The following is a 24225-nucleotide window of genomic DNA, read 5'->3' on the forward strand; positions in this document are numbered from 1 at the left end:
TCAGCTCCAGAGCACCGCGATGAACACGTTCACGATCGCGAGGGCCCCGGCCGAGTGGAAGAACGGCAGCGCGGCCTTGGCCGTCGCGGTCCCGGCGTCCGCACGCTTCTGACGTGCCCGGGCGACGAACGCCAGGACGAGGGCGACCGCCGCGATGACGAGCTTCACGCCGAGCTTCGCGTGGTTCGCGCCGCCGTCGTGGGTAGCGTCGATGATGCCCATCATCCCCAGGCCGGTGACGAGCTGCACGATGAGCCCGGTGATCGGCCAGGAGGTCTGGAACCCGCCCTTCCGGCGGACCTGCACGAGGAAGGCGCCGATGACGGCCGCGAGACCGAGGAAGTGCAGGATGAGCAGGACGTTGAAGAACACCGACATGTGACCATCGTGGATGACCGGTCGGGACCGCCGCCAGCAAGGCAGCCCTTACCGGTCGCCGGTCGCGGTGCGCCCGGTCACCGAGTACCGCCCGGCCGGGCGGGCGCTCAGTCGGCGGCGCGGATGACGATCGCCTCGGTCGGCGGACGCGGCCCGGTGCGGAGGACGTCGGGCTCGACGTAGATCACCCGGGCGATCGGCACGGCCGTCCGGACCCGGTGCTCGACGGTGTCGATGCCGGCGGCCACGTCCCCGAGGCGTCGGTCGCCGTCGACCGCGACCTTCACGCCCACCATGAGCTCGTCCGGCCCGAGGTAGAGGGTCTTGATGTGGATGATCGAGTCGACCTCCGGGCCGTCGAGCACCGCGTGCTTGATGCGTTCGACGTCCGCTGCGGTGGCACCCTCGCCGACGAGCAGGCTCTTCGTCTCGATGCCGAGCACCACCGCGACGGCGATGAGGAGTGCGGCGATGAGGATCGTGCCGATCGCGTCGAACAGCCCGTTGCCGGTGATCGCGGTCAGGCCGACGCCGAAGAGCGCGAACACGAGGCCGAGGAGGGCGGCGGTGTCCTCGAGCATGACGACGGGCAGCTCGGGCGCCTTGGCCCGGCGGACGAACTGCACCCAGCTCTGCCGGCCCTTCTGCGGGCGTGCCTCGTTCAGGGCGGTGCGCAGCGAGAAGCCCTCGAGGCCGATCGCGATCACGAGGACCACGAGCGGCAGCCACCAGTTCTCGAGCGGGTGCGGGTGGCTGAGCTTCTCGATGCCCTCGTACAGCGAGAACACGCCGCCGACGGAGAACAGGATGATCGAGACGACGAAGGCGTAGACGTAGCGCTCGCGGCCGTAGCCGAACGGGTGCTCCTCGTCCGCCGCACGCCTGGCCCGGCGCCCGCCGAGCAGCAGGAGCAGCTGGTTCGCCGAGTCCGCCAGGGAGTGCACGCCCTCGGCGAGCATCGACGCCGAACCGCTGATCGCCGCCGCGATGAACTTCACGATGGCGATGCCGACGTTGGCACCCAGTGCGGCGAAGATGGCCTTGGTGCCTCCGGAAGCGCTCACAGATGTCCCTTCTCGCTGACCTGCGCTCCGATCCTAGGCTCGCGGGCTGGATAGGGTCGGGAGCATGACGATCGAACTGCCCCGCACCGCCCTGCTCGGCGTCGGCTCCATGTCCGGCGCGGTCCTCGACGGGCTCCTCGCGGCCGGCCTCGACCCGGCGACGGTCACGCTCACGACGAAGTCCGAGCAGTCCGCCGCCGCGCACCGCGAGCGCGGGCTCGACGCGACGGCGAGCGACACCGACGCCGACGCGAACCGTGCGGCCGTGCGCGGTGCCGGTCTCGTCGTGCTCGGTGTGAAGCCGTACGCGATCGGGGACCTGCTCGACGAGGTCGCAGCCGACCTCGAGCCCGGAGCCGTCGTGGTGAGCGTCGCGGTGGGCACGACGATCGCGAGCATGGAGGCGAAGGTCCCGACCGGCGTCCGCGTCGTCCGCGCGCTCCCGAACACGCCGATCGGCGTCGGACACGGCGTCACGGGCATCAGCGCCGGGCCGTCGGCCGACGCCGAGGCCGTCGCGGTGGCGTCGTCGGTGTTCGCCGCCGCGGGGACCGTCATCGAGGTGCCGGAGGCGCAGCTCGACGCGCTCTCCGCCGTCTCCGGCTCCGGTCCCGCCTACGTGTTCCTGCTCGTCGAGGAGTGGCAGCGCGCGGCCGAGTCGCTCGGGTTCACCCACGACCAGGCAGCGGCGATGGTGCAGGGGACCCTGCGCGGCGCGGTCGAGCTGCTCGCGGCGTCCGGCCGGGAGCCGTCGGACCTCCGTCGCGCGGTCACCAGCCCGAATGGCACCACCGAGCGGGCCGTCGCTGTGCTGCAGGACGCCGACCTCGAGGGCACCTTCGAGCGCGCGTCGCGCGCTGCGATCGCGCGTGCCGAGGAGCTGGCCGCGTCCTAGCGGACCGGCTGGAGGTCGACGCAGCGACCAGGGGACGGCCCGGAGGAACGGGGCGGGCCCGCACCGTGCCTCCAGGCCGTCCTGTGCTCACTCCAGGGCCGCGAACCGTTCCAGATCGCCCTCGGTCCCCGAGACGATGATCACGTCGTCCTGCCCGATCACGCTCTCCGGTGTGGCGGGCACGAAGGCCTTGCCGGGGGTCTTGATGCCGAGCACCGTGAGCCCGAAGCGCGTCCGGATGACGGTGGTGGCGAGGTCCTTGCCGCGCACCGACGCAGGCGGGAACATCTTCACGACCGCGAAGTCGTCGTCGAACTCGATGAAGTCGAGCATCCGGCCGGAGACCAGGTGCGCGGTCCGCTCGCCGGCCTCACGCTCGGGGTAGACGACGTGGTTCGCGCCGATGCGCGACAGGATCGTGCCGTGCGACCGGCTGATCGCCTTCGCCCAGATCTGCGGGATGCCGAGGTCGACGAGGTTCGCCGTGATGAGCACGCTCGACTCGAGGTCGCTGCCGGTCCCGACGACGGCGATGGGGAAGTCCTGCGCACCGATCTGGCGGAGCGCGTCGATGTCGGTGGCATCGGCCTGCACCGCATGGGTGACCCGGTCCGACCACTTCTGCACGAGCCCGGCGTCGGTGTCGACGACCAGCACCTCGCGGTCCTGGCGTTCGAGCTGTCCGGCGGTGGCGGCGCCGAAGCGGCCGAGACCGATGACGAGCACCGGAGCGTCGTGGCTGACGGCACCGAGCGGGTGCGGACGGTTGCGGTCAGCCAACGATCGGCCTCTCCTCGGGACGGCGGAACAGTTGCCGGCTCTGGCTGGCGGCCAGTGCTGCGGCGATGGTCACTGTACCGACCCGGCCGAGGAACATGGTCGCGGCGAGCACGTACTTGCCGGACTCGGGCAGGTCCGCGGAGACCCCGGAGGACAGACCGCAGGTGGCGAACGCGGAGATGACCTCGAACAGCACGCGGTCGAGGGACTCGTGCGTGATCTGCAGGAGCACGATCGTCGCGACCGCCACGATCGTCGCGCCCCACAGCACGACGGCGACCGCGACGCGGAGCACGTCGCTCGGGATGCGACGACCGAACGCCTCCATGCTCTGCCGCCCGCGAGCCTCGGCGACGGCGGCGAGGAACAGCACCGCGAGGGTCGTGACCTTGATGCCGCCCGCGGTCGAAGCGGAACCGCCGCCGATGAACATGAGCATGTCCGTGACGAGCAGGCTGGAGCCGTTCAGCTGGTCGAAGTCGACGAGCGAGAAGCCGCCGGACCGGGTCATCGTCGACAGGAAGAGCGCCTGGAACGCCGTCCGGCCCGCCCCTTCCTCGCCGAACGTCGTCGGGTTGGAGGCCTCGAGCGCGATGTAGACGATCGCGCCGCCGAGGAGCAGGACCGCGCTCGTCGCCAGCGTGAGCTTCACGTGGATCGGCCAGCGGCGCGGGGTGCGGAGCTGCTTCGTCAGGGCTCGGATCACCGGGAAGCCGATCGAGCCCGCGACGACGCCCACCATGAGCAGGGACAGGAACCAGTAGTCGTGCGCGAAGGGGGTGAGGCCGGCGGCGTTCGGCGCGAAGCCGGTGTTCGTGAACGCCATCGCCGCGTAGTAGAACGAGTCGCCGACCGCCGTCCAGAAGGGCATCCCGGCGATGAGCACCGACGGCAGCAGGAGGAGGCCGAGGACGATCTCGATCGACAGGGTGCTCACCGCGACGGTCGCGAGCAGGGTGCCGACCTCACCGAGCCGGACGGCCTGGCCCTCGGGGACGGCGCCGTGGTGCGTCCGCAGGGGGTTCGAGTCGCCGGCTGCCATGAGCTTCGCGCGGAGACCGAGCTTCCTGGTGACGAAGAGCCCGAGGATCGAGGCGAAGGTCAGGACACCGACGGCACCGATCTGCGTGCCGATCACGACGAGGGTCTTGCCGAACACCGACCAGTGGGTCGCCATGTCCACGGTGGAGAGCCCGGTGACGCAGACCACCGAGGCCGCGGTGAACAGTGCGTCGGCGAAGTGCGTCGACCGCCCGTCCGCAGCAGCCCACGGGGTCATGAACAGGCTCGTGAAGACGAAGACGAGCGCCACGAAGACGATGATCGCCAGCCGCGACGGCGACGAGCGGAGCGCGGTGCCGAGACGGGACGGTCGTCGGCGGGTCGCGCCGGCCACGCGGGACGGCGGCTCGTGCCGGTCGAGCATCGTATGCCTCCGGGGACATGGGCGGGACGGTTCGTCATGGTACATCCGTGACGCCCCGGCTAGCCTTGCCCCATGGCCGACATCTTCAGCGTCGTGGCGGACCCCACCAGGCGTGAACTGCTCGGGGCGCTCCTGTCCGCGTACGGATCGGACGTGACCGGCGGCGAACTCAGCGTCGGCCAGCTGGTGGAGCGGCTCGGCGTCAGCCAGCCCACCGTCTCGAAGCACCTCCGCGTCCTGCGTGACATCGGCCTCGTGACCAGCCGCGAAGAGGGCCAGCACCGCTACTACCGGCTCGACCCGGAGCCCCTCGTCGGCATCGAGGAGTGGGTCGTGCCGTTCACCGGGGCGGTCGACGCGGACGGCACCCCGGCGACCACCGCGTGGACGATGGACGGCCAGCCGGTGTCGATCCGACGGAACGGTGTGGCGGGCAAGGCCACGGTCGAGGTCGGCACCGAACTCGGCCGGGTGATGGCCGAAGCGTCGTACCGTGCGACCGCTGCGCTGTCCGGTGCACAGCAGGGCTGGGAGCGGGTCGTCGACCGCAGCCGCAAGCGCTTCACGCGGCCGCGCGACGAGGACTGAGGCCGTTCTGGACACCGGTCTCAGCGGCCCCTACAGTTACCAGTGACCACACAGGTCACACCAATTCCCGAAGGCGGACCATGACCGGCAGTTTCGACGACGTGCGCTTCCTCACCGTCGCTGAGGTCGCCGAGATGATGCGCGTCTCCAAGATGACCGTCTACCGCATGGTCCACGCGGGAGAACTCCCCGCCATCCGCTTCGGCCGGTCCTTCCGCGTCCCGGAGTCCGCCGTCGCGGACGTCCTGCGCGGGGGCATCGCCGACGTCGGCTAGGCACGCCCGAACCGGCGCGTTCGACATCGCATCAGCGCTCCGCTAGACTCGGGGCGGTTGTTTTTCCGCGGTCTCGTTGGCCCGGTGTCCACACAACATCAGTCCGAGTGAGGTCCGACATGGGTTCTGTCATCAAGAAGCGCCGCAAGCGCATGGCGAAGAAGAAGCACCGCAAGCTCCTTCGCAAGACGCGCCACCAGCGTCGCAACAAGAAGTAAGTCCTACGACTTGCCGCTGAAGCCCCGGTTCGCCGGGGCTTTCGCATTTAACGGGGCGGTTATGGTTGTGCCATGCCCGCCGTGACCCTGCTGACCAAGCCCGGCTGCCACCTCTGCGACGACGCCCGACCGGTCGTCGAACGCGTCGTGGCGGAACACCCCGGAGTGACGCTGCAGGAGCTGTCGATCCTCGATGACGACGCCCTCCGCGTGGAGTACGCGGAGGACATCCCCGTCGTCCTGGTCGACGGGCGTGTCCACAGCAACTGGCACGTCGACGCCGACCGGCTGCACCGTGCCCTCGAGAAGGCCGAGGCCCGAGCATGATCCACCACGTCGTCTCCTGGACCCTGCGGGAGGACCTCGACCGCCGGACCTCCGTCGACCGGATCCGTGAGCTCCTGACCGGCCTGATCGGCACCATCGGCTCGATCCGTTCGCTCGAGGTCGTCGAGAACGTGGCGTACCCGGGCAAGAACCAGGACGTGGCCGTCGTCGCGACGTTCGACGACCTCGCCGGGCTCGACGAGTACCAGGTCCACCCGGAGCACCAGGCCGCGGCAGCGGAGATCCGCGGCCTCGTCACGGGGCGGGCGGCCATCGACTGGGAGGGCTAGCCCCGCGCCTCCAGGCCCGCGCCCGCGCTGCCGCGCCGCGCGCCCCGCGCCGCGCGCTCGCGCCCGCGCCCGCGCCGCCGAGATCGCAGAAACGGTCGCTTCCCACGTCGGGAAGCGACCGTTTCTGCGATCTCGGTGCGATGCGGCGCGCGCCGCGCCGCAGACGATGCGGCGCGAGCCGCGCGCGACTACGGGGTCAGGCGCGTCGGGCCGCGGAAGAGGTACGTGACCTCGCGGATCGACGGCTCGTGCAGCGCGAGCATCAGCACGCGTGCGAGACCCATGCCGAACCCACCGTGCGGCGGGACGCCGTAGCGGAAGAAGTCGAGGTACCAGCCGAGCTCCTCCGGGTCGAGGCCCTTCTCGACCGCCTGGGCCGTCAGGGTCTCCACGCGGTGCTCACGCTGGGCGCCCGTCGAGATCTCGGCGCCGTTGAACAGCAGGTCGTAGCTGTTCGTGAGCGTCGGGTCGTCGGCGTGACGCATGTGGTAGTACGGCCGGATCGACGCGTCGTAGTCGGTGACGAAGACGAACTCGGAGCCGTGGTGCTCCTTGGCCCACGCGCTGACCCGGCGCTCGCCCTCGGGGTCGAGGTCGCCGTCCGCGCGGACGACCTCGTAGCCGCTGTCGGCGACGATCTTCCGGGCTTCGGCCAGGGTCACGCGGGGGAACGGCGCGGTCGGCACGACGAACTCGAAGCCGAAGACCTCCTCGATGTCCTTGCCGTGCTTCTCCTTGACGGCCGTGAAGCCGGCGACGAGGAGCTCCTCGTGCATCGCCATGACGTCCTGGTGCGACTCGACCCACGAGAACTCGGCGTCGATGCTCGTGAACTCGGTGGCGTGGCGGCTCGTGAACGACGGGTCCGCACGGAACGCGTCGGCGATCTCGAACACCGCACCGAAGCCGGCGGGCTGCGCCATCTGCTTGAAGTTCTGCGGCGACTGGGCGAGGTACGCGGTCGTCTCGAAGTACTCGAGCTGGAACAGCTCGGCGCGCGACTCGGAGGCCGACGCCATCAGCTTCGGCGTGTGGATCTCGATGTAGTCGCGCTCGACCCAGTACGTCCGGAACGCGTGCTCCATCGTCGTCTGGATGCGGAAGATGAGGTTCTGCTTGCGGTTGCGCAGGTCGAGGAAGCGCCAGTCGAGGCGCTTGTCGAGCGAGGAGTCGTCGGCGATCGGGGTCTCCGGGATCGCGGCGCTGATCACCTCGAGCGAGCCGACCTTGACCTCGAGCCCGCCGAGCTTCACGCGCTCGTCGTGCTTCAGGGTGCCCTGCACGTGCACGAAGGTGCCGTGGGCCAGGCCGGAGATCTCGTTCGTGATGCCGAGGGCGAGCTGGGCGGCGTCGTCGCCGTCCTCGGCCTCGCGGGTGGCGGGGTTCACGAGCTGGACGGCGCCGGACTCGTCGCGGAGGACGACGAACTGCACCTTCTTCTGGTCTCGGACGGTCTCCACCCATCCGGCGACGGAGACGGAGCCGTCAGGACGTGCGGCGAGGTCGGCGATGCGGGTGCGTTCGATCACGGTGGACGAGTCTACCGGTCCGCCTCCGCGGGTGCTGGCTCGGTCCTCCACAGGGCGGGTTCCGTCCGCCGTTCTCCACGGGTCGGCCTGGAGGCACGTGTCGGCCCGGCGTGGTCCGTAGCGTCGTCGACGTGGCCGGGTCGCGAGCTGGAGGGAGGCCCCGCATGACGGCAGGGGTTGAGGGGCTCGCGGCCTGGCCGCCTGCGGCGGTGGCGACGGTGGTCGCGGCGTTGGGGGCAGCGTGCGTCGCCTTGCTGGCGGCGTTCGTCGGGGGTGTGTGGGCGGTGCTGCGGTGGCGGCGGGACGTCGCGAGGGAGGAGCGCGATCGGTACTGGGCGCGGGCGACCGTTGTGTTCGAACTCGTGTCCGGGGACGACGTCGGGCGAAACGAGCTCGGGTACGCGCTCGCAGCCGCGATGTGCGACATACAGAGAGTTCCGCGTGGCGAGGAAGCGAGTGCAAGGGTCATGAAGGAACTGCTCGGTGACGACAGGAGGAGACGATGACCACGGTGATCGGGCGTGCACGGACGCGCATCGTGCAGTGGCTGGACCGGAATGAGCCGCGTTCGCTGAGCGATGCGGAACTCGACGCGATGTGGGCACGGGCGAAGGTCCGTGCCGCCGCATGGCGCGCGTACGTCGACGAGCGCACGCGCGAGCTCCAGGCAGAGCGGGCGGGGACGACGGGGAGCGGGGGATCAGGGGAGCGAGGCGCGGAGTGACCCGAGCGTGCCGATGAACTCCTCGGCCATACCGGCGCGTTCGACGAGCTTCGCGTGGCGTGCCCGGGCATCGGCCAAGAACTCGTCGAGCCGGGCGGCGAGCGCGGCCTCGTCCGCGGGCTGCGCCGCAGCGAGGCCGTCGACGACGCGGAGCAGCTCGGCCATCTCCTCGAGGGTGAACCCGAGCGGCTTCATCCGACGGATCACCAGCAGGCGCTCGAGGTCCTGTTCCGTGTAGACCCGGAACCCGCCGGTGGTCCGGCCGCTCGGTACGAGCAGCCCGACCTCGTCGTAGTGCCGGATCGTCCGGAGGGACATCCCGGCGCGATCGGCCAGCTCACCGATGTGCATCGTGGTGCTCACGTGCCGAACTCTACCCTCACGTCAGGGTAGAGTTCCTGCCGATGACCGCGATCACGCACGCTCCCACAGCGCCGAGCGTCCTCAGTGCCCTGCGCTCGCCGCGCCTCCTCACGCGAGAGGTCCTGGCCGGCATCGTCACCGCGCTGGCCCTCATCCCCGAGGCGATCTCGTTCTCCGTCGTCGCGGGTGTCGACCCCGCCGTCGGGCTCTTCTCGAGCGTCGTCATCGCGGTGGTGATCTCGATCGTCGGGGGTCGTCCGGCGATGATCTCCGCCGCCGCGGGCTCCGTCGCACTCGTCATCGCCCCGCTCGTGCGCGACCACGGGATCGCGTACCTCGTGCCGACGGTCGTCCTCGGCGGGGCGATCCAGATCGTCCTCGGGTTCCTCGGGGTCGCCCGGCTGATGCGGTTCATCCCGCGGAGCGTCAACGTCGCCTTCGTGAACGCCCTCGCCATCCTGATCTTCACCGCGCAGCTGCCGAACCTCCTCGGCGGCGACGTGCCGGTGAGCGTCTGGCCGCTGACCGCGCTCGGCGTCGCGATCATCGTCGGCTTCCCCTTCCTCACGAAGGCGATCCCGGCGCCGCTCATCGCCGTCGTCGTCATCACCGCGATCACGCTCCTGTTCGGTGTCGCCGTCCCGACGGTCGGCGACGAAGGGGCCCTGCCGACAGCGCTGCCGGGGTTCAACGGCATCACCACGCCGATCAGCTTCGAGACGCTGCAGATCATCGCGCCGTACGCGTTCGGCGTCGCGGTCGTCGGGCTCATCGAGACCCTGCTCACCGCACAGCTCGTCGACTCGATCACCGAGACCGGCTCGAGCAAGTGGCGGGAGTCCTGGGGGCAGGGCATCGCGAACGTCGCCTCCGCGTTCTTCGGCGGCACCGGCGGCTGCGCGATGATCGGCCAGACGGTCATCAACGTGAAGACGGCCGGGGCTCGGACCCGTGTCTCCACCTTCGTGGCGGGCGCCTCGGTCCTCGTGCTGACGATCGTGCTGCACGACCTCGTCGCGGAGATCCCGATGGCCGCGCTGACGGCGGTGATGATCATGGTGTGCGTCGCGACCTTCGACTGGCACAGCATCCGTCCCCGCACCCTCCGCCGGATGCCGCTCGGCGAGACCGCGGTGATGGTGATCACGGTCGTGGTCGTCGTGGCGACGGACAACCTCGCTACCGGGGTCCTGGTCGGGGTCGTCGTCGCAGCACTCGTCTTCGCTCGACGAGCGGCGCACGTGGTGACCGTCGTCCGCGAACCGGTGGACGAGCACACGGTCCGCTACCGGGTCCGCGGGGCGCTGTTCTTCGCCTCCTCGAACGACCTGGTCACGCGGTTCTCCTACGCCGAGGACCCGGAGCACGTCGTCATCGACATGTCCGACGCGCACGTGTTCGACGCGAGCACGGTCGCCGCCCTCGACGGTGTCGAGCAGCGGTTCGCGAAGCACGGCTCCACGGTCGAGGTCGTGCACCTCAACACCGGGTCGACGGCGTTGCACGGGCGGCTGTCGGGCGAGCTCGGCTGAGCGGTTCCGCATCCGGTGAATCAGCTGTGCGGGCGGTGGGAACAGCTGGGCGACCTACACTGGAACCCATGCCCGCGACCCGAATCCACCTCGTCCGTCACGGCGAGGTGCACAACCCGGACCGTGTGCTCTACGGGCGGCTGCCGGGCTTCGGCCTGAGCGACCTCGGCAAGCGGATGGCTCTCGCGTCGGCGACCGCGTGGAAGGACGCCGGGGTGGACGTCCGTCGCATCGTGGCCTCCCCGCTGCAGCGCACGCAGGAGTCCGCCGCGCCCTGGGCCGAGGCGTTCGGACTCGACCTGGCCCTCGACGAACGACTCATCGAGCCGACGAACCGCTACGAGGGACAGCCCCCGGGCTTCACGAAGCGCTCGCTCGGACGCCCGGCGGAGTGGCCGTGGATCGCGAACCCGTTCCGGCCCAGCTGGGGCGAGGCGTACGAGTCCATCGCGAACCGGATGCTCGCCGCGATCGGCACCGCTTGGGAGAGCGTGGACGAGGGCGACGTCGTCCTCGTCAGTCACCAGCTCCCGATCTGGATGGTGCACCGTCGGCTCGCGGGCGAGTCCCTCTGGCACGACCCGAGGAAGCGCCGCTGCGACCTCTCCAGCATCACGACCGTCGAGCGTGTACCCGCCACCTCGTCCGGCCGGTTCACCGAGGTCGGGTACGCGGACCCCGCGCAGGCACTCCGCGCGACCGCAGTCGACGAAGGAGCAGTATGAGGACCACCACCAAGCGACTCGCGACGATCGCGGCGACCGCGCTCGCCGCGGCCCTGGTCCTCACCGGCTGCTCGTCCGACAACGACTCCCTGTCGAAGCAGTACGGCAACGGGACCACGCAGAACTACATCTCCGGCGACGGAGCGGTGACCGAGGTCGCCACCGACAAGCGCACGGACGCGGTCGACTTCACGGCGAAGGACACCGACGGCGACACGATCTCGGCGAAGGACCTCCGCGGCAAGGTCGTCGTCCTGAACTTCTGGTACGCGGGCTGCCCGCCGTGCCGTGCCGAGGCGAAGTACCTCAACAAGGTGCACGACCAGTTCGCCGGCAAGGACGTCGCGTTCGTCGGCGTCAACGTCCGCGACGAGCAGGCCACGGCCGCGGCGTTCGAGCGCCGGTTCGGGGTCGACTACCCGACGGTGCTCGACGCGAAGTCCGGCACGATGCAGCTCGCGCTGTCCGGGCAGATCGCCCCGAACGCCGTCCCCGCGACGATCGTCCTCGACAAGAAGGGCCGGGTCGCCGCGCGCGTCCTCGGAGCCGTCGACGGCCCCGGCATCCTGAACACCCTCGTCGCCGACGAGTTGTCGGGCAAGGCGTCCTGACCCGTGTCCAGCAACCCCTTCGCCGACGCGATCCTCAGCGGACAGATGGCCGTGGCGCTCCCCGTCGCGGCCCTCGCCGGGCTCGTGTCGTTCCTGTCCCCGTGCGTGCTGCCCCTCGTGCCGGGCTACCTCGGCTACGTCGGCGGCGTCGCCGAGGGCGGGCAGCGCCGCGGCCGCGTGGTGCTCGGGGTGCTGCTGTTCATCCTCGGGTTCACGGCCGTGTTCGTGGCCTACACGACGGTCTTCGGCGCGCTCGGCTTCTGGCTCGTCCGTTGGCGCGACCTCATCACGCAGATCCTCGGCGTGGTGGTCATCGCGATGGGCCTCGTGTTCGTCGGCCGGTTCACGTTCCTGCAGCGCACCATCAAGCCGGCGTGGACCCCTGCGACCGGGCTGGTCGGCGCCCCGCTCCTCGGCATCGTGTTCGGCCTCGGCTGGACCCCGTGCCTCGGCCCGACCCTCGCCGCGATCAACCTGCTCAGCGTGCAGTCGGGCAGCGCCTGGCAGGGCATGTGGCTCGGGGTCGCGTACTGCCTCGGCCTCGGCATCCCGTTCGTGCTCGTCGCGCTCGGCGCCGGTTGGGCCACGGGAGCGATCCGTGCCGTGAAGCGCCACATGCGCACCGTCAACATCATCGGAGGAGCGATCCTGATCGTCATCGGTCTGCTCATGGTCACCGGAATCTGGTCGGCCGTCATGTCGAGCGTCGGGGCGGTGATCCAGAGCTATGTCCCGGCAGTCTGAGACCGACGACAGCCGGATCGAGAACGGCACCGCGTCCGACCCGATGCGGCCCTCCGACCACGTCGACGGTGCTGGACCGGCCGACGGCGGCAGCGAGGTCAACCAGCCGAAGCTCGGCCTGATCGGGTACGTCCGGTTCTTCTGGCGACAGCTCACGAGCATGCGGACGGCGCTCTTCCTCCTCATGCTGCTCGCCCTCGCGGCGATCCCCGGCTCCCTCGTGCCCCAGCGCACGGCGGACCCGAACGGCGTCGTGCAGTACAAGGCGGACCACCCGCAGCTCTTCCCGGTCCTCGACAAGCTGCAGGTCTTCGACACCTACACCTCGGTGTGGTTCTCCGCGATCTACCTGCTCCTCTTCGTCTCCCTGATCGGCTGCATCGTGCCCCGCACGAAACACCACTGGCAGGCCCTCCGCACCCGTCCGCCGAAGACGCCCGCGCGCCTGACGCGTCTGGCGGGCTACCGCAGCGTCGCCGTGAACCCGGACACGGTCACCACCGCAGCGGGTGGGACGAACGCGGCCACGGGCCTCCCGTCCGTCGAGCACGCCGTGACGCGCGCGATGGCGATCCTGAAGCGCTCCGGCTACCGCGTCGAGCGGTTCGGCGACTCGGTGAGCGCGGAGCGCGGCTACCTGCGCGAGACCGGCAACCTGGTGTTCCACGCGGCCCTCGTCGGCGTGCTGCTCGCCGTCGGCGTCGGCGGCGGGTTCGGCTACACCGGACAGCGGCTCCTGGTGGAGGGACAGACCTTCTCGAACGTGCTCGGTTCGTACGACTCGTTCAACCCGGGTCGCTGGTTCCAGCAGACCGACCTGAAGGGCTACAACCTGACGCTCGACAAGTTCGTAACGAAGTACGAGGAGCGGAACCTCGACGCCCTCGGCCAGGCCCTCGACTACTCCGCCACGGTGACCAGCAGGGAGAAGGGCGGCGAGGCGAAGACCAGCCGCCTCGGCGTCAACGACCCGCTCAGCGTCGGCGGCACGAACGTGTACCTGCTCGGCAACGGCTACGCCATGGGCGTGACGGTGCGCGACGGCAAGGGCGACGTGGCGTTCAAGGACGTCGTGCCGTTCCTGCCGGAGGACTCGAACTACACCTCGACCGGCGTCATCAAGGTGCCGGACGCCGTGCCGGACCAGCTCGGCATGGTCGGGTTCTTCTACCCGACGGCCTCGAAGCTGTCGACCGGCGCGTTCACCAGCGCCTACCCGGACTCGCAGAACCCGCTCCTGACGCTGCAGGTCTACACCGGCGACCTCGGCCTCGACGACGGTGTGCCGCAGAGCGTCTACACGCTCGACACGTCGGGCCTCAAGCAGATCGCCGGCCGCCAGTCCGACGCGGCGAGCATCGAGCTGAAGCCCGGGCAGACGAAGACCCTGCCGAACGGTGCCGGGTCGATCACCTTCGACGGTGTGAAGCGGTACGTGTCGCTCGACGTGCACCACGACCCGTCGCAGGCGTGGGTCGCCGGCTTCGCCGTGCTGTCCGTCCTGGGCCTGCTCACCTCGCTCTTCGTCCCGCGCCGACGCGTGTGGGTGAAGGTCGTTCCGCGCACGGCGGTGGCCACCGGTCCGGACGGGACGCCCGACGCGACCGGCCCGGGGGAGTACGACCTCGAGTACGCGGGCCTCGCGCGCGGCGAGGACCCGAACCTGGAACGAGCCGTGGCGGACATCGCCCAGCGCCACACGTCGGACCTCGGAGTTAGGATGCCCCAGTGAACGACATGACCACGAACCTCGCGACCTACTCGGTCGTGCTGACGTACTCCGCGATGGCGGTCTACGTCGTCGCGTTCATCACGTTCGCCCTCGACATGGCGAAGCGCTCCGGCGAGGTCGCCGCGGCCGCCTCGGGCGCCGGGGCACCGAAGGCCGCCGCCGAGCAGAAGACCGTCGCGACCGTCCAAGGCGGCACGGTCGTCCTGGAGCGCGTCGCGCAGTCCTCCGACGGCGACGGCTCGTCCCGCCGTGGCACCCGCTTCGAGCGGGTCGGCATGGCGATGACGATCCTGGCGCTCGTGCTGCACGTCGGCTCGGTGGTCCTCCGCGGGATCGCGGCCGACCGTGTGCCGTGGGGCAACATGTTCGAGTTCTCCCTGACCGGCACGGCGCTGATCATCCTGATCTTCCTGCTCGTGCAGCTCTGGCAGAACCTCAAGTTCCTCGGGGTGTTCATCACCGGTCTGACGATCATCCTGCTCGGCATCGCCACGGTGAACTACTACGTCCCGGTGCGTCCGCTCGTCCCCGCGCTCGAGTCGTACTGGCTCGTCATCCACGTGTTCGTCGCGATCTCGGGCACCGGGTTCTTCGCCCTCGGCGCTGGGCTCGCCGTGGCGCAGCTGGTGCAGACCTACCGCCAGGGCCGGACCACCTCGAACAAGATCCGGTTCATGGAGACGCTGCCCGACGCCGACCGGCTCGAGGTCCTGACCTACCGTGTCCTCCTCGTCGGCTTCGTCCTCTGGACCTTCACGCTCATCGCCGGTGCGATCTGGGCCGAGCGGGCCTGGGGCCGCTACTGGGGCTGGGACACGAAGGAGGTTTGGACCTTCATCATCTGGGTCGTCTACGCCGGGTACATCCACGCGCGTGCGACGCGCGGCTGGCGCGGGGCACGGTCCTCGTGGCTGGCGCTCATCGGCTTCGCCGCGGTGATGTTCAACTTCTCCGTCGTGAACGTCTTCTTCAAGGGCCTGCACAGCTACTCGGGTCTGTGACGCGGTGACGCGCGCGCGTCACTGACGCGACCACGGACGTCCTGGAGGCGCGGTGCCAGCTGGCACCGCGCCTCCAGTCCGTCCTGTAGTCGAGTCGTCCTGCCGTCCGCCGCTGTCGACGACCGGTCACGACGTGCCGTGGGCGTGTCACTGAGCGAGCAGGACGTGCCGCTCTCGGCGTGCCAGCGTGACGAATTTCGTCAGCTCGACGAACGCGAGCGGCGCGTTGCGCACCGTCGCGCGCTCAGCCCGCGGCGAGCAGCGCGTGCACGCGCTCCAGCCGGGCACGCCACCACGCCGTGCGCTCCGGCGCGGCCGCGTTCTGCTCGAGGAGCTCCCGCGACACCGACGCCCGCCGCACCGGTACCCGACCGTCCACCGGCAGGAGCGGGTCGGCGGAGACGTCGGACGTGAACATCGCGGCCGTCCCGAGCCCGGCCGCGTACCCGGGCGACATCGCGGCGGCGGCGAGGAACGCCCCCATCCCGAGTCCGACCGAGGTGTCGAGCGCACTGGAGACGACGCACGGCAGTCCCGTCCCGGCGACGATCGCCCGTGCGGCGGTGATGCCGCCGAGGGGCTGCGCCTTCACGACGAGCACGTCCGCCGCTCCGGCCCGGGCGACGGCCAGCGGGTCGGAGGCCTTCCGGACGCTCTCGTCGGCGGCGATCGGGACGCCGAGCCCCGCGATGCGCTCCCGCAGTGCGGCGAGCTCCGGCACGGTCCGGCAGGGCTGCTCGGCGTACTGCAGCCCGAACGGTGCGAGCCGCCGGAGTGCCTCGGTCGCCTGGTCGACGGTCCACAGCCCGTTGGCGTCGATGCGGACGGCGGCGTCGTCGCCCATCACGCGGCGGACTTCGGCGACCCGCGCGACGTCGTCGTCGATCGTGGTGCCGGGTTCGGCGACCTTCACCTTGGCGGTCGTACAGCCGGGGTAGCGCGCGAGGAGTGCGGCGACGGCGTTGGGCGCGACGGCGGGCACGGTGGCGTTCACCGGCACGGAGTCCGCGGCGGGCTCGTGCGACGTCCACCCGAAGTCGATCGCCGCGCGGAGCCAGGCTGCGGACTCGGCGTCGTCGTACTCGACGAACGGCGAGAACTCGGTCCAGCCCGCAGGGCCCCGGAGGACGAGTGCCTCGCGGGTGGTGATGCCGCGGAACCGTACCCGCATCGGGAGGGCGACCACGTGCGCGTCGGCGAGGAGTTCGGCGAGGTCGGGGAGCACGGGTTCATCCTGCCAGCGGCGTCCAGCCCACCTCACGGTTCCTCGGAGGGGACCGCCAGGGCAGGGCATTAGCATGCACCGGTCGGCCTCGGTCGGCAGCAGGGTGAGGATCGAACGAGGGAGGCTCGGTGGCGCCGGATCCGCAGCAGCGCGCGTCGCAGCGTCCGTCGACGCCCGCCGCGAAGCGACCGTCGACCCCTGGCACGAACCGCCCGTCCGCCACTCCCGTCCAGCGCCCCACCGCACCGACGACCGCCCGGAGCGCGGCTCCGGTCCGACCGGTGACCGGTGCTCCCGCCACCGCCCGGACGCCCGGCCGCGACACCGACGACTTCGCCCGGCTGATGCAGCGGAACACGGTCGACGTCCGGCAGCAGAACCAGGCCGGCCGCAAGAAGCGCAACCCCGTCGTCGGCAAGATCGCCCTCGGCCTCGCCGTCGTCTCGGCCGCGGTCGACGCCAGCGCCTTCGCGGTCTTCATGGGCGGCGACACCGACTTCGCGTTCGGCATCTGCTTCGTCGTGGTCTTCCTGACCCTGATCGCCGCGGTGCTCGGCTTCGTCGCCGCCGTCGGCTCGTTCGGCCGCTGGTACGGGGCGGTCGGGGTCGTCGTGGCGTTCTTCGCGAACCCGGTGATCCTCATCGTGCTGCTCGTCATCGTCGCGCCGGAGCTCCTGACCGACATGGGCGGCTCGGCTACCAGCAGCACGGGCAACTGACGCCGGGCGGTACCGTTGGGGCATGGCTGCTCCCGTCTCCGACCTGTTCGATCCCGACGTCTGGACAGCGGCTCCGGTCGCCGAGCACTTCACCGACATCACGTACCACAAGCACGTCTCGACGGGCATCGTCCGCGTCGCCTTCGACCGTCCCGAGGTCCGCAACGCCTTCCGTCCGCGCACCGTCGACGAGCTCTACCGGGCACTCGACGACGCGCGCCAGGACCCGCGCGTCGGGGTCGTCCTGCTCACCGGCAACGGTCCGAGCCCGAAGGACGGCGGCTGGGCGTTCTGCTCCGGCGGCGACCAGCGCATCCGCGGGCGGAGCGGCTACCAGTACGTCGGTGACGAGGGCGCTCCGCCGGAGGGGGTCGACCCGGCCGCGGCGCAGGCGTCGATGGGCCGGCTGCACATCCTCGAGGTCCAGCGGCTCATCCGGATGATGCCGAAGGTCGTCATCGCCGTCGTCCCCGGGTGGGCGGCCGGCGGTGGGCACTCGCTGCACGCGATCTGCGACCTCACGATCGCGAGCGCTGAGCACGGCAGGTTCAAGCAGACCGACGCCGACGTGGGCTCGTTCGACGGCGGGTACGGCAGCGCCTACTACGCGAAGCAGATCGGGCAGAAGTTCGCGCGCGAGGTCTTCTTCCTCGCGCAGGAGTACTCGTCGCAGCGCGCGTACGAGATGGGTGCGGTGAACGCCGTCGTCCCGCACGAGGACCTCGAGCGCGAGGCGATCCGCTGGGGCGAGATCATCCTCGGCAAGTCGCCCACGGCGATCCGGATGCTCAAGTACGCCTTCAACGCGGTCGACGACGGGATGGTCGGCCAGCAGGTCTTCGCCGGCGAAGCGACCCGGCTCGCCTACGGCACCGACGAGGCGGTCGAGGGGCGTGACTCCTTCCTCGAGAAGCGGGCCCCCGAGTGGACGTCGTTCCCGTGGCACTACTGACCGGTCGGGTGGCGGCATGACCCGTCCCCTGGTCGCGCTGGGTACGTCCGACCCGATCGCGGTGCTCCGCGGCCTGGAGGCAGCACTCGCGGGCGGCCCCGCGCTGCTCCCCGTCGCGGAGGGCGCTCCGGCGCTGCCGACGCCAGCTCCGGCCAGCGTCCCGCAGCGGGTCGCCCTGGTCGTCGAGACGAGCGGGTCCACCGGGACCGGCAAGCGGGTGGCGCTCTCGTCCGAGGCACTCCTCGCCGGTGCCGCCGCGGCGGACGCAGCGCTCGGCGGCCCCGGCGCGTGGGTGCTCGCGCTGCCGACCCACTACATCGCGGGCCTCAACGTCCTCACCCGGTCGATCGCCGCGGGGACGTCGCCCGTCGTCGTCCCGTCCGGGCACTTCGACGCGGGCGCCTTCGCCGATGCGGCCGAGCAGCTGGTGACCGGGCCTGCTGCCCCGCGGCGGTACACCTCGCTCGTCCCGGTGCAGCTGGCGCGGGTGCTCGAGGACACCCGGGCGACCGCGACGCTCGCGGGCTTCGACGCGGTGCTCGTCGGCGGTCAGGCGACCCCTGCGCCGCTGCGGGAGCGCGCGCGTGCGGCGGGGATCCGGGTCGTCACCACGTACGGCGCGAGCGAGACGAGCGGCGGGTGCGTGTACGACGGCGTCCCGTTCGGCACCGTCCGCACCGAGGTCGTGGACGGGGAGCTGTGGCTCGACGGACCGATGCTCGCGGAGGGCTACCTCGGTGACGACGAGCGCACGGCCGCCACGTTCGTCGAGCACGACGGACTCCGCTGGTACCGCACGGGCGATGCCGCGACCGTGACCAACGGGGTCGTGCAGGTGCTCGGACGCCTCGACGACGTCGTGATCTCCGGCGGTGAGAAGGTCCCGCTCGGGCTCGTCGAACGACTCGTCCGCGAGCTCCCCGGACAGGACGCGGCGGTCGTCACGCGGCGGGCGTCGGGGGAGTGGGGCGAGGTGCCGGTCGTCGTGACGGCGGTGCCGCTCGACCTCGACCGGGTGCGGGACCACGTGGCTGCCGCCCTCGGACGTGCCGCCCGCCCGGCCGACGTCGTCGTCGTGGACCGGTTGCCGATGCTCCCGTCGGGCAAGCCCGACCGCCGGGCGATCCAGGCGCTGGGTGCACCAGGACCTTCATAGGGTCGGGCGCCCGCGGCGCGTGCCGTCGCGAATATGATGGTCGGTCGTGGCACGAACGAAGAACTCGAAGCAGTCCAAGGGTCGCTCTGGCAACCCCGCGAAGGCCGCCGCGCCGCAGCGCACGAAGCGCCGGGCGACGGCACGCGACTGGATCGGCGGCGCCCGGCTCCGCACCCTGACGCTCGGCGTCGTGCCCGTGGTGATGGGCACCACCGTCGGCTTCGTGGACAGCGGGTTCGCGGGCGACTTCGGCGGCTTCCTGGCGAAGGACGGCCACGCGCTCATCGCGGTGCTCGCGCTCCTGGTGGCGCTGTTCCTGCAGATCGGCGTGAACTACAGCAACGACTACTCCGACGGCGTCCGCGGCACCGACGAGTTCCGCGTCGGCCCGGCTCGTCTCACCGGTGCCGGTCTCGCGAAGCCCCGGACGGTGCTCACCGTCGCACTGACGTTCTTCGGCCTCGCCGCCGTGGCCGGCATCGTGATCGTGGTGCTCACCCAGCTGTGGTGGCTGCTGCTCGTCGGCGCCGCCGCGATCGTCGCCGCGTGGTTCTACACCGGCGGCAAGAAGCCCTACGGGTACAACGCCCTGGGCGAGGTCTTCGTGTTCGTGTTCTTCGGCCTCGTCGCCGTGCTCGGCACCGAGTACGTGCTCATCGACCAGGTCACCCTGAGCGGCTGGGCTGCAGCGGTCGCCGCCGGCTTCTTCGCCTGCGCCGTGCTCATGGTGAACAACATCCGCGACATCGACGAGGACCGTCTCGCCGGCAAGCGCACCCTGGCGGTCGTCGTCGGGCGCCCGGTCGCCCGCGTGCTGTTCGGCTTGTTCCTGCTGCTGCCCTACGTGGTGCTGCTGTGGTTCGTGCTGCTCTACTTCCGCACCGGCTTCACGTACTTCTCGCTGCTGCTCGCCCTGCCGGCCCTGGCCATCGGGGTGTCGTCGCGGAAGCCGCGCGAACTCATCACGGCCCTGCAGCTGTCGTCGTTCGCGTCGCTGGTGTTCGGCGTCGTGCTCGGCATCACGCTCGCCATCCAGCCGTAGCCTCCGGCCGTCAGTCCTCGTCGTGCTCGCGGCGAGCGGCGTGGCGGTCCGCGTCGGACACCGGACGCACGTCGGGGGCGTCGGAGTCGGCCGCGTCGACGAAGTCGTCCTCGAAGTCGCTGTCGGCGTCGCGCTCCGGGACACCGCGGCGGTTCGCCAGGCTCTGGGTCACGTTCGACCGCAGCTTCGGCAGCGCGATGTACGACACGAGCAGGCCGATGAGCGCGGCCCCGATCGTCGCCCAGTACCACGGCAGGCCGATCACGAACAGGACGACCAGCGCCGCGGCGAAGATGCCGAGACGGGCCAGGGTGTACACGAGCCACGCTTTCACCCGGCAAGTCTACGGAACCGCAGGCTGCAGGGACCCCACAGGCTCTCGACCTAGACTCCCGGCCATGATCCGCTTGTGGTTGATCGTCGTCGTGGCCGCCGTGGCGTTCACGGTCTACGCGGCGATCGACTGCGCGACGATGCCCCGCGAGCGTGTCCGTTCCCTCAGACGCGGCGTCTGGATCCTCCTCGTGATCGTCCTGCCCGTGCTCGGCGCCGTCCTCTGGTTCCTGCTCGGCCGTGCCCCGGCGACCGAACCGGGCGGTGGCTCCGGGTACCGTGGACCCGAAGACGACCCGGACTTCCTCGGCGGCCCGCACGGCCCCGAGCAGCACCGCACGGACAAGGACCAGGACGACGAGACCCTCCGAGACCTCGAACAGCAGTTCCGCGAACGCGACCGACGCGACCGGGAACGACGCGACCGCGACCAGCCCGGCGACGACGGCCGCTCCGATCGCTGACGGCCCCGCCGGCTCCGGCAGCCCGGCCACCGACTTCGCCCTCGCCCTGTTCGGCGAACTCGCACGCGCCGGTGTGACCGACGTCGTCGTCAGCCCGGGCTCCCGCTCGCAGGCCCTGGCCCTCGCCGCGGTCGCCCTCGAACGCGCCGGCGGCATCAGCGTGCACGTGCGCCTCGACGAGCGGACCGCGGGCTTCTACGCCCTCGGACTGGCGGTCGAGTCCGGCCGGCCCGCCGCGGTCGTCACCACCTCGGGCACCGCCGTCGCGAACCTGCACCCCGCCGTGCTCGAGGCCCACCACTCCGGTGTCCCGATGATCGTCGTCACCGCCGACCGTCCCGACGAGCTCCGCGGCATCGGCAGCAACCAGACCACCGTGCAGCCGGGCATCTTCGCGGCCGCCGTCTCGTTCGTGCGGGACGTGCAGGCGCCGACCGCCGACAGCGTGGACGCCAGCACGACCGACACGGTGCGGGCGCTCGTCCGTCAGGCCGTCGCCGCGGCCGCCGGGCACGAGGGGCAGCCGGGTCCGGTGCAGCTCAACGTGGCGTTCCGCGAACCGCTCTCCGCCGGCCTCCGTGCTGATCACGTGCACGCGGTGCCCGACGACGAGGTCGACCTGGCGTTCGCCACCCGCCGGGTGCACTCGGGGCTGCCGGTCATCGACCTCGCGCCGGACGACGAACCCGCGACGGTCGTCATCGCCGGGCACGACGCCGGTGCGGACGCCGAACGGATCGCGTGGGAGCTCGGTGCGCCGCTCGTGGCCGAGGTGTCGAGCGGGGCGCGCTTCGGCCGCAACCTCGTCGTGACCTACCGCGAGCTGCTCCGCGACCCGGCTTTCGGCGGTGCGGTCCGCCGCGCCGTCGTGCTCGGACACCCGACCCTCAGCCGTGAGGTCCCCGCGCTCCTGCAGCGGGACGACGTGGAGACCATCGTGGTCCGCGGACCGGGCGCCGACCCCTTCGACCCGGCACGCGCCTCCAGGCCCGACGCCGCGACCACCTTCGTCTCCGACGTCCGCGTGACGGGCCGGACCCGCCCGGAGCACCGCGCGTGGGTCGGCCGCTGGGTGGCGACCAGCCGCGCCCTGCTCGGCGACGGCGACGCCGGTCCCGACCTCGACGCGAAGCGCTCGGACGACCGCGCCGAGCGCAACAAGTTCCTCCGCGACGAAGTGGCGCTCCGCCGCCGTTCCGTCGACCGCGCCATGCTCGCCGAGGCCGTGTGGGGCGCGACGTGGCCGCACGACCGCCTGGTCCTCGGCGCCTCGCAGATCATCCGTGTCGCCGACGCGCACGTCGCCGGCAAGGCGATCCGGGTGCACGCGAACCGCGGGCTCGCCGGGATCGACGGCACCGTGTCCACCGCCCTCGGCATCGCCGCGGCGCTCGAACGGTCCTCGGCCTCGGTCGGCACCACCCGGGTGCTCCTCGGCGACCTCACGCTGCTGCACGACCTCGGCGCGTTCGTCACCGGGACCGAGGAACCACGGCACCGCGTGCAGGTCGTCGTCGGCAACGACGGCGGGGGAGCGATCTTCCGCGGGCTCGAGGTCGCGGCGACCACGCCCGAGGCGGACATGCGCCGGATGATGACGACGCCGCAGTTCGTCGACGTCGAGCGCGTGGTAACCGGTCTCGGCTGGGAGTACCGGCGCGCGGGGACGTGGGGCGACCTCGAGCGGGTACTGACGGACCCCGCCGAGCGGGTCGTCATCGAGGTCCCGCTGGCCGACTGACGGGGCGCGCGCCGGTCCGCGTCAGCGGGTGGGTGCTCGGAAGCGCTCCGCGGTCGCGTCGGTGCTCGGAAGCGCTCCGCGGTCGCGTCGGTGCTCGCGCGCTCCCCGGCGCGCCGGGGAGCGCGCGTTACGCGAGCGCGTCGGTGATCGGCCGGAACTTGAGCGCCGTCTCGGCCACCTCACGCGCCGGGTCCGACCCGGCGACGATGCCGGCCCCGGCCCACGCCCGGACCGCTCCGTCGTCGGACAGCTGGGCACTGCGCAGCGCGAGCATCCACTCGCCGTCGCCGTTGGCACCGAGCCAGCCGACCGGCCCGGCGTAGCGCCCGCGGTCCACGCCCTCGAGCTCGGCGACCAGCCGGACGGCGACGTCGGTCGGGGTGCCGGCGACCGCGGCGGTCGGGTGCAGGGCGTCCGCGACGTCCAACGAGGTCGTGCCCGTCGGCAGCGTCGCCTGCACGTCGGTGGCGAGGTGCCAGAGGTTCGGCAGCTGCAGTCGGAAGGGCTCGGCATCGGCGCGCAGGTCGGACGCGATCGGCCGGAGCGCTGCGAGCAGGCTGTCGATCGCGAAGGCGTGCTCCTCGACGTCCTTCCGGCTCGCGGCGAGGGCCTCGGCGGCGGCACGGTCCGACACGGCGTCGGCGCCCCGGGCCGCACTGCCGGCCAGGACCCGCGCGGTGAGACGGGTGCCGTCGGTCCGGGCGAGCGTCTCCGGCGTGGCCCCGACGAGCCCGTCGACCGCGAAGGTGACGCACTGCGGGTAGGCCTCGGCGAGGTCGAGCAGGAGCGCCCGGCGATCGGCGCCGGCGGGGAGCTGCCCGACCAGGTCGCGGGCGAGGACGACCTTCTCGGCGTCGCCCGCGGCGATGCGGCGCACGGCGTCGGCGACGCGCGCGGCGTAGGCGTCCTCGTCGATGCGCCCGGGGGAGAGGCGCACCGAGACGTGCTCGCCGACCTGCGGGACCGGGGCCGAGGTGCGGGTGAACGCGAGGGGCGCCGGGTCGAGGGTGGTGTCGACGGCGGTGAGCCAGGCCTTGCCGCGGCGTCGGCCGATCACCACGCGCGGCACGACGAGGACGCTCGTCTCGGCGGAGTCGTCGGCGAAGGTGAAGGCGCCGAACGCCACGAGTCCGGTGCCGCGGAGCTGCACCGGGTCGTCGACCACGGCGTCCTGCACCAGCGCGTGCCAGGCCTTCGAGGCGTCCCGCATCCGCTCCGGTCCGGAGAAGGTGAGGCGCAGTGCCTCGCCGATCCCGACGATGCCGTCGCCGTTCCGCACGAAGGCGAGCGGGTTGTCCCGGAGGGTGTGGCGGAGGACGGCGCCCGGGTCGTCGAGGATCCGGGTCGAGACCGTCAGCGGCGGGGCCGCCGTGGTGGTTCGGGTCACGGAC

At 71.5% G+C, this 24225-nt stretch carries 29 protein-coding genes; 20 read left to right on the forward strand and 9 right to left on the reverse strand.

Translation table 11 applies throughout. The features are described 5' to 3' along the window. A complete protein-coding gene (locus BLT36_RS11785; protein ID WP_092095353.1) occupies positions 1–378 on the reverse strand; it encodes a hypothetical protein in 378 nt (125 codons plus the stop codon). 107 nt (positions 379–485) lie between these two features. Then, positions 486–1442, reverse strand: coding sequence for a cation diffusion facilitator family transporter (locus BLT36_RS11790; RefSeq protein ID WP_092095355.1), 957 nt, complete (start codon positions 1440–1442; stop codon positions 486–488). A 64-nt stretch (positions 1443–1506) separates the two neighbouring features. Here BLT36_RS11790 and proC point away from each other — a divergent pair, with 64 nt between their 5' ends. Further along, entirely contained in the window at positions 1507–2337 is an 831-nt protein-coding gene (gene proC / locus BLT36_RS11795; protein ID WP_092095356.1) for a pyrroline-5-carboxylate reductase, read from the forward strand. Positions 2338–2424: 87 nt separating this feature from the next. On the opposite strand, the gene BLT36_RS11800 is transcribed toward proC, so the two are convergent. Together BLT36_RS11800 and BLT36_RS11805 are read right to left on the reverse strand one after the other, a co-directional pair. Next, positions 2425–3117, reverse strand: a complete 693-nt coding sequence (locus tag BLT36_RS11800) for a potassium channel family protein (RefSeq protein ID WP_175529620.1) — start codon at positions 3115–3117, stop codon at positions 2425–2427. Beyond that, positions 3110–4543, reverse strand: a complete 1434-nt coding sequence (locus BLT36_RS11805; RefSeq protein ID WP_092095358.1) for a TrkH family potassium uptake protein — start codon at positions 4541–4543, stop codon at positions 3110–3112. Before BLT36_RS11805 ends, BLT36_RS11800 begins: the two co-directional genes overlap by 8 nt. 72 nt (positions 4544–4615) lie before the next feature. On the opposite strand from BLT36_RS11805, the gene BLT36_RS11810 reads away from it, so the two are divergent. The 5 genes from BLT36_RS11810 (at position 4616) to BLT36_RS11830 (ending at position 6241) form a co-directional block, all read left to right on the forward strand. After that, positions 4616–5131: an ArsR/SmtB family transcription factor gene (locus BLT36_RS11810; protein WP_092095359.1), complete on the forward strand. Its 516-nt coding sequence runs from the start codon at positions 4616–4618 to the stop codon at positions 5129–5131. A gap of 80 nt (positions 5132–5211) precedes the next feature. Beyond that, a complete protein-coding gene (locus tag BLT36_RS11815; protein ID WP_022902482.1) occupies positions 5212–5406 on the forward strand; it encodes a helix-turn-helix domain-containing protein in 195 nt (64 codons plus the stop codon). 119 nt (positions 5407–5525) lie between these two features. Next, positions 5526–5624: a 30S ribosomal protein bS22 gene (locus BLT36_RS11820; protein ID WP_003792170.1), complete on the forward strand. Its 99-nt coding sequence runs from the start codon at positions 5526–5528 to the stop codon at positions 5622–5624. A gap of 72 nt (positions 5625–5696) precedes the next feature. Then, on the forward strand, positions 5697–5951 hold the full coding sequence (locus tag BLT36_RS11825) for a glutaredoxin family protein (RefSeq protein ID WP_092095361.1): 255 nt from the start codon (positions 5697–5699) through the stop codon (positions 5949–5951). Next, complete coding sequence (locus BLT36_RS11830; RefSeq protein WP_092095363.1) at positions 5948–6241, forward strand: Dabb family protein; 294 nt, start codon at positions 5948–5950, stop codon at positions 6239–6241. The genes BLT36_RS11825 and BLT36_RS11830 overlap by 4 nt, the downstream gene beginning before the upstream one ends. 188 nt (positions 6242–6429) lie before the next feature. On the opposite strand, the gene aspS is transcribed toward BLT36_RS11830, so the two are convergent. After that, entirely contained in the window at positions 6430–7770 is a 1341-nt protein-coding gene (gene aspS, locus BLT36_RS11835; protein ID WP_092095364.1) for an aspartate--tRNA(Asn) ligase, read from the reverse strand. A gap of 164 nt (positions 7771–7934) precedes the next feature. Here aspS and BLT36_RS11840 point away from each other — a divergent pair, with 164 nt between their 5' ends. Together BLT36_RS11840 and BLT36_RS11845 are read left to right on the forward strand one after the other, a co-directional pair. Beyond that, entirely contained in the window at positions 7935–8276 is a 342-nt protein-coding gene (locus BLT36_RS11840; RefSeq protein WP_092095366.1) for a hypothetical protein, read from the forward strand. After that, positions 8273–8494, forward strand: coding sequence for a hypothetical protein (locus tag BLT36_RS11845; RefSeq protein ID WP_092095367.1), 222 nt, complete (start codon positions 8273–8275; stop codon positions 8492–8494). Before BLT36_RS11840 ends, BLT36_RS11845 begins: the two co-directional genes overlap by 4 nt. Here BLT36_RS11845 and BLT36_RS11850 read toward each other — a convergent pair. Then, positions 8471–8845, reverse strand: coding sequence for a MerR family transcriptional regulator (locus tag BLT36_RS11850; RefSeq protein ID WP_092095830.1), 375 nt, complete (start codon positions 8843–8845; stop codon positions 8471–8473). The two genes, BLT36_RS11845 and BLT36_RS11850, sit on opposite strands and share 24 nt — an antisense overlap. Before the next feature lie 53 nt (positions 8846–8898). Here BLT36_RS11850 and BLT36_RS11855 point away from each other — a divergent pair, with 53 nt between their 5' ends. The 6 genes from BLT36_RS11855 (at position 8899) to ccsB (ending at position 15202) form a co-directional block, all read left to right on the forward strand. Beyond that, positions 8899–10389 carry a SulP family inorganic anion transporter gene (locus BLT36_RS11855; protein ID WP_092095369.1) on the forward strand — a complete coding sequence of 497 codons (1491 nt, stop codon included), beginning with the start codon at positions 8899–8901 and terminating at the stop codon, positions 10387–10389. Between the two features lie 68 nt (positions 10390–10457). Continuing rightward, positions 10458–11114 carry a histidine phosphatase family protein gene (locus tag BLT36_RS11860; protein ID WP_092095370.1) on the forward strand — a complete coding sequence of 219 codons (657 nt, stop codon included), beginning with the start codon at positions 10458–10460 and terminating at the stop codon, positions 11112–11114. After that, the gene (locus BLT36_RS11865; protein WP_092095372.1) at positions 11111–11725 is read left to right on the forward strand and encodes a TlpA family protein disulfide reductase; all 615 of its coding nucleotides are present in this window, start codon (positions 11111–11113) and stop codon (positions 11723–11725) included. Before BLT36_RS11860 ends, BLT36_RS11865 begins: the two co-directional genes overlap by 4 nt. A gap of 45 nt (positions 11726–11770) precedes the next feature. After that, entirely contained in the window at positions 11771–12469 is a 699-nt protein-coding gene (locus tag BLT36_RS11870; protein ID WP_092095831.1) for a cytochrome c biogenesis CcdA family protein, read from the forward strand. Beyond that, the gene (locus BLT36_RS11875; protein ID WP_092095373.1) at positions 12453–14201 is read left to right on the forward strand and encodes a cytochrome c biogenesis protein ResB; all 1749 of its coding nucleotides are present in this window, start codon (positions 12453–12455) and stop codon (positions 14199–14201) included. The genes BLT36_RS11870 and BLT36_RS11875 overlap by 17 nt, the downstream gene beginning before the upstream one ends. Positions 14202–14206: 5 nt before the next feature. Next, positions 14207–15202, forward strand: a complete 996-nt coding sequence (ccsB, locus tag BLT36_RS11880) for a c-type cytochrome biogenesis protein CcsB (RefSeq protein ID WP_092095833.1) — start codon at positions 14207–14209, stop codon at positions 15200–15202. 244 nt (positions 15203–15446) lie between these two features. Here the strand turns inward: ccsB and BLT36_RS11885 are convergent, their stop codons facing one another. Beyond that, entirely contained in the window at positions 15447–16427 is a 981-nt protein-coding gene (locus tag BLT36_RS11885) for an o-succinylbenzoate synthase (RefSeq protein ID WP_254787593.1), read from the reverse strand. 281 nt (positions 16428–16708) lie between these two features. Between BLT36_RS11885 and BLT36_RS11890 the strand changes: the two genes are divergently transcribed. Genes BLT36_RS11890 through BLT36_RS11905 form a run of 4 tightly spaced genes read left to right on the forward strand, consistent with a single transcriptional unit; the run spans position 16709 to position 20296 of the window. After that, positions 16709–17146, forward strand: coding sequence for a hypothetical protein (locus BLT36_RS11890; protein WP_139166449.1), 438 nt, complete (start codon positions 16709–16711; stop codon positions 17144–17146). A 22-nt stretch (positions 17147–17168) separates the two neighbouring features. Further along, positions 17169–18098, forward strand: coding sequence for a 1,4-dihydroxy-2-naphthoyl-CoA synthase (locus BLT36_RS11895; RefSeq protein ID WP_092095378.1), 930 nt, complete (start codon positions 17169–17171; stop codon positions 18096–18098). Between the two features lie 16 nt (positions 18099–18114). After that, positions 18115–19254 carry an AMP-binding protein gene (locus BLT36_RS11900; protein ID WP_092095380.1) on the forward strand — a complete coding sequence of 380 codons (1140 nt, stop codon included), beginning with the start codon at positions 18115–18117 and terminating at the stop codon, positions 19252–19254. Positions 19255–19300: 46 nt separating this feature from the next. Beyond that, positions 19301–20296: a 1,4-dihydroxy-2-naphthoate polyprenyltransferase gene (locus BLT36_RS11905; protein WP_092095381.1), complete on the forward strand. Its 996-nt coding sequence runs from the start codon at positions 19301–19303 to the stop codon at positions 20294–20296. A 10-nt stretch (positions 20297–20306) separates the two neighbouring features. On the opposite strand, the gene BLT36_RS11910 is transcribed toward BLT36_RS11905, so the two are convergent. Further along, positions 20307–20630: a DUF4229 domain-containing protein gene (locus BLT36_RS11910; RefSeq protein ID WP_092095383.1), complete on the reverse strand. Its 324-nt coding sequence runs from the start codon at positions 20628–20630 to the stop codon at positions 20307–20309. A gap of 64 nt (positions 20631–20694) precedes the next feature. Between BLT36_RS11910 and BLT36_RS11915 the strand changes: the two genes are divergently transcribed. Beyond that, positions 20695–21093 carry a PLD nuclease N-terminal domain-containing protein gene (locus tag BLT36_RS11915; RefSeq protein ID WP_175529622.1) on the forward strand — a complete coding sequence of 133 codons (399 nt, stop codon included), beginning with the start codon at positions 20695–20697 and terminating at the stop codon, positions 21091–21093. A gap of 46 nt (positions 21094–21139) precedes the next feature. Next, the gene (gene menD / locus BLT36_RS11920) at positions 21140–22834 is read left to right on the forward strand and encodes a 2-succinyl-5-enolpyruvyl-6-hydroxy-3-cyclohexene-1-carboxylic-acid synthase (protein WP_368086380.1); all 1695 of its coding nucleotides are present in this window, start codon (positions 21140–21142) and stop codon (positions 22832–22834) included. 127 nt (positions 22835–22961) lie between these two features. On the opposite strand, the gene BLT36_RS11925 is transcribed toward menD, so the two are convergent. Then, entirely contained in the window at positions 22962–24221 is a 1260-nt protein-coding gene (locus BLT36_RS11925) for an isochorismate synthase (protein ID WP_092095384.1), read from the reverse strand. Positions 24222–24225: the final 4 nt, after the last annotated feature.

The organism is Curtobacterium sp. UNCCL20 (assembly GCF_900101675.1).
GTDB lineage: Bacteria > Actinomycetota > Actinomycetes > Actinomycetales > Microbacteriaceae > Curtobacterium.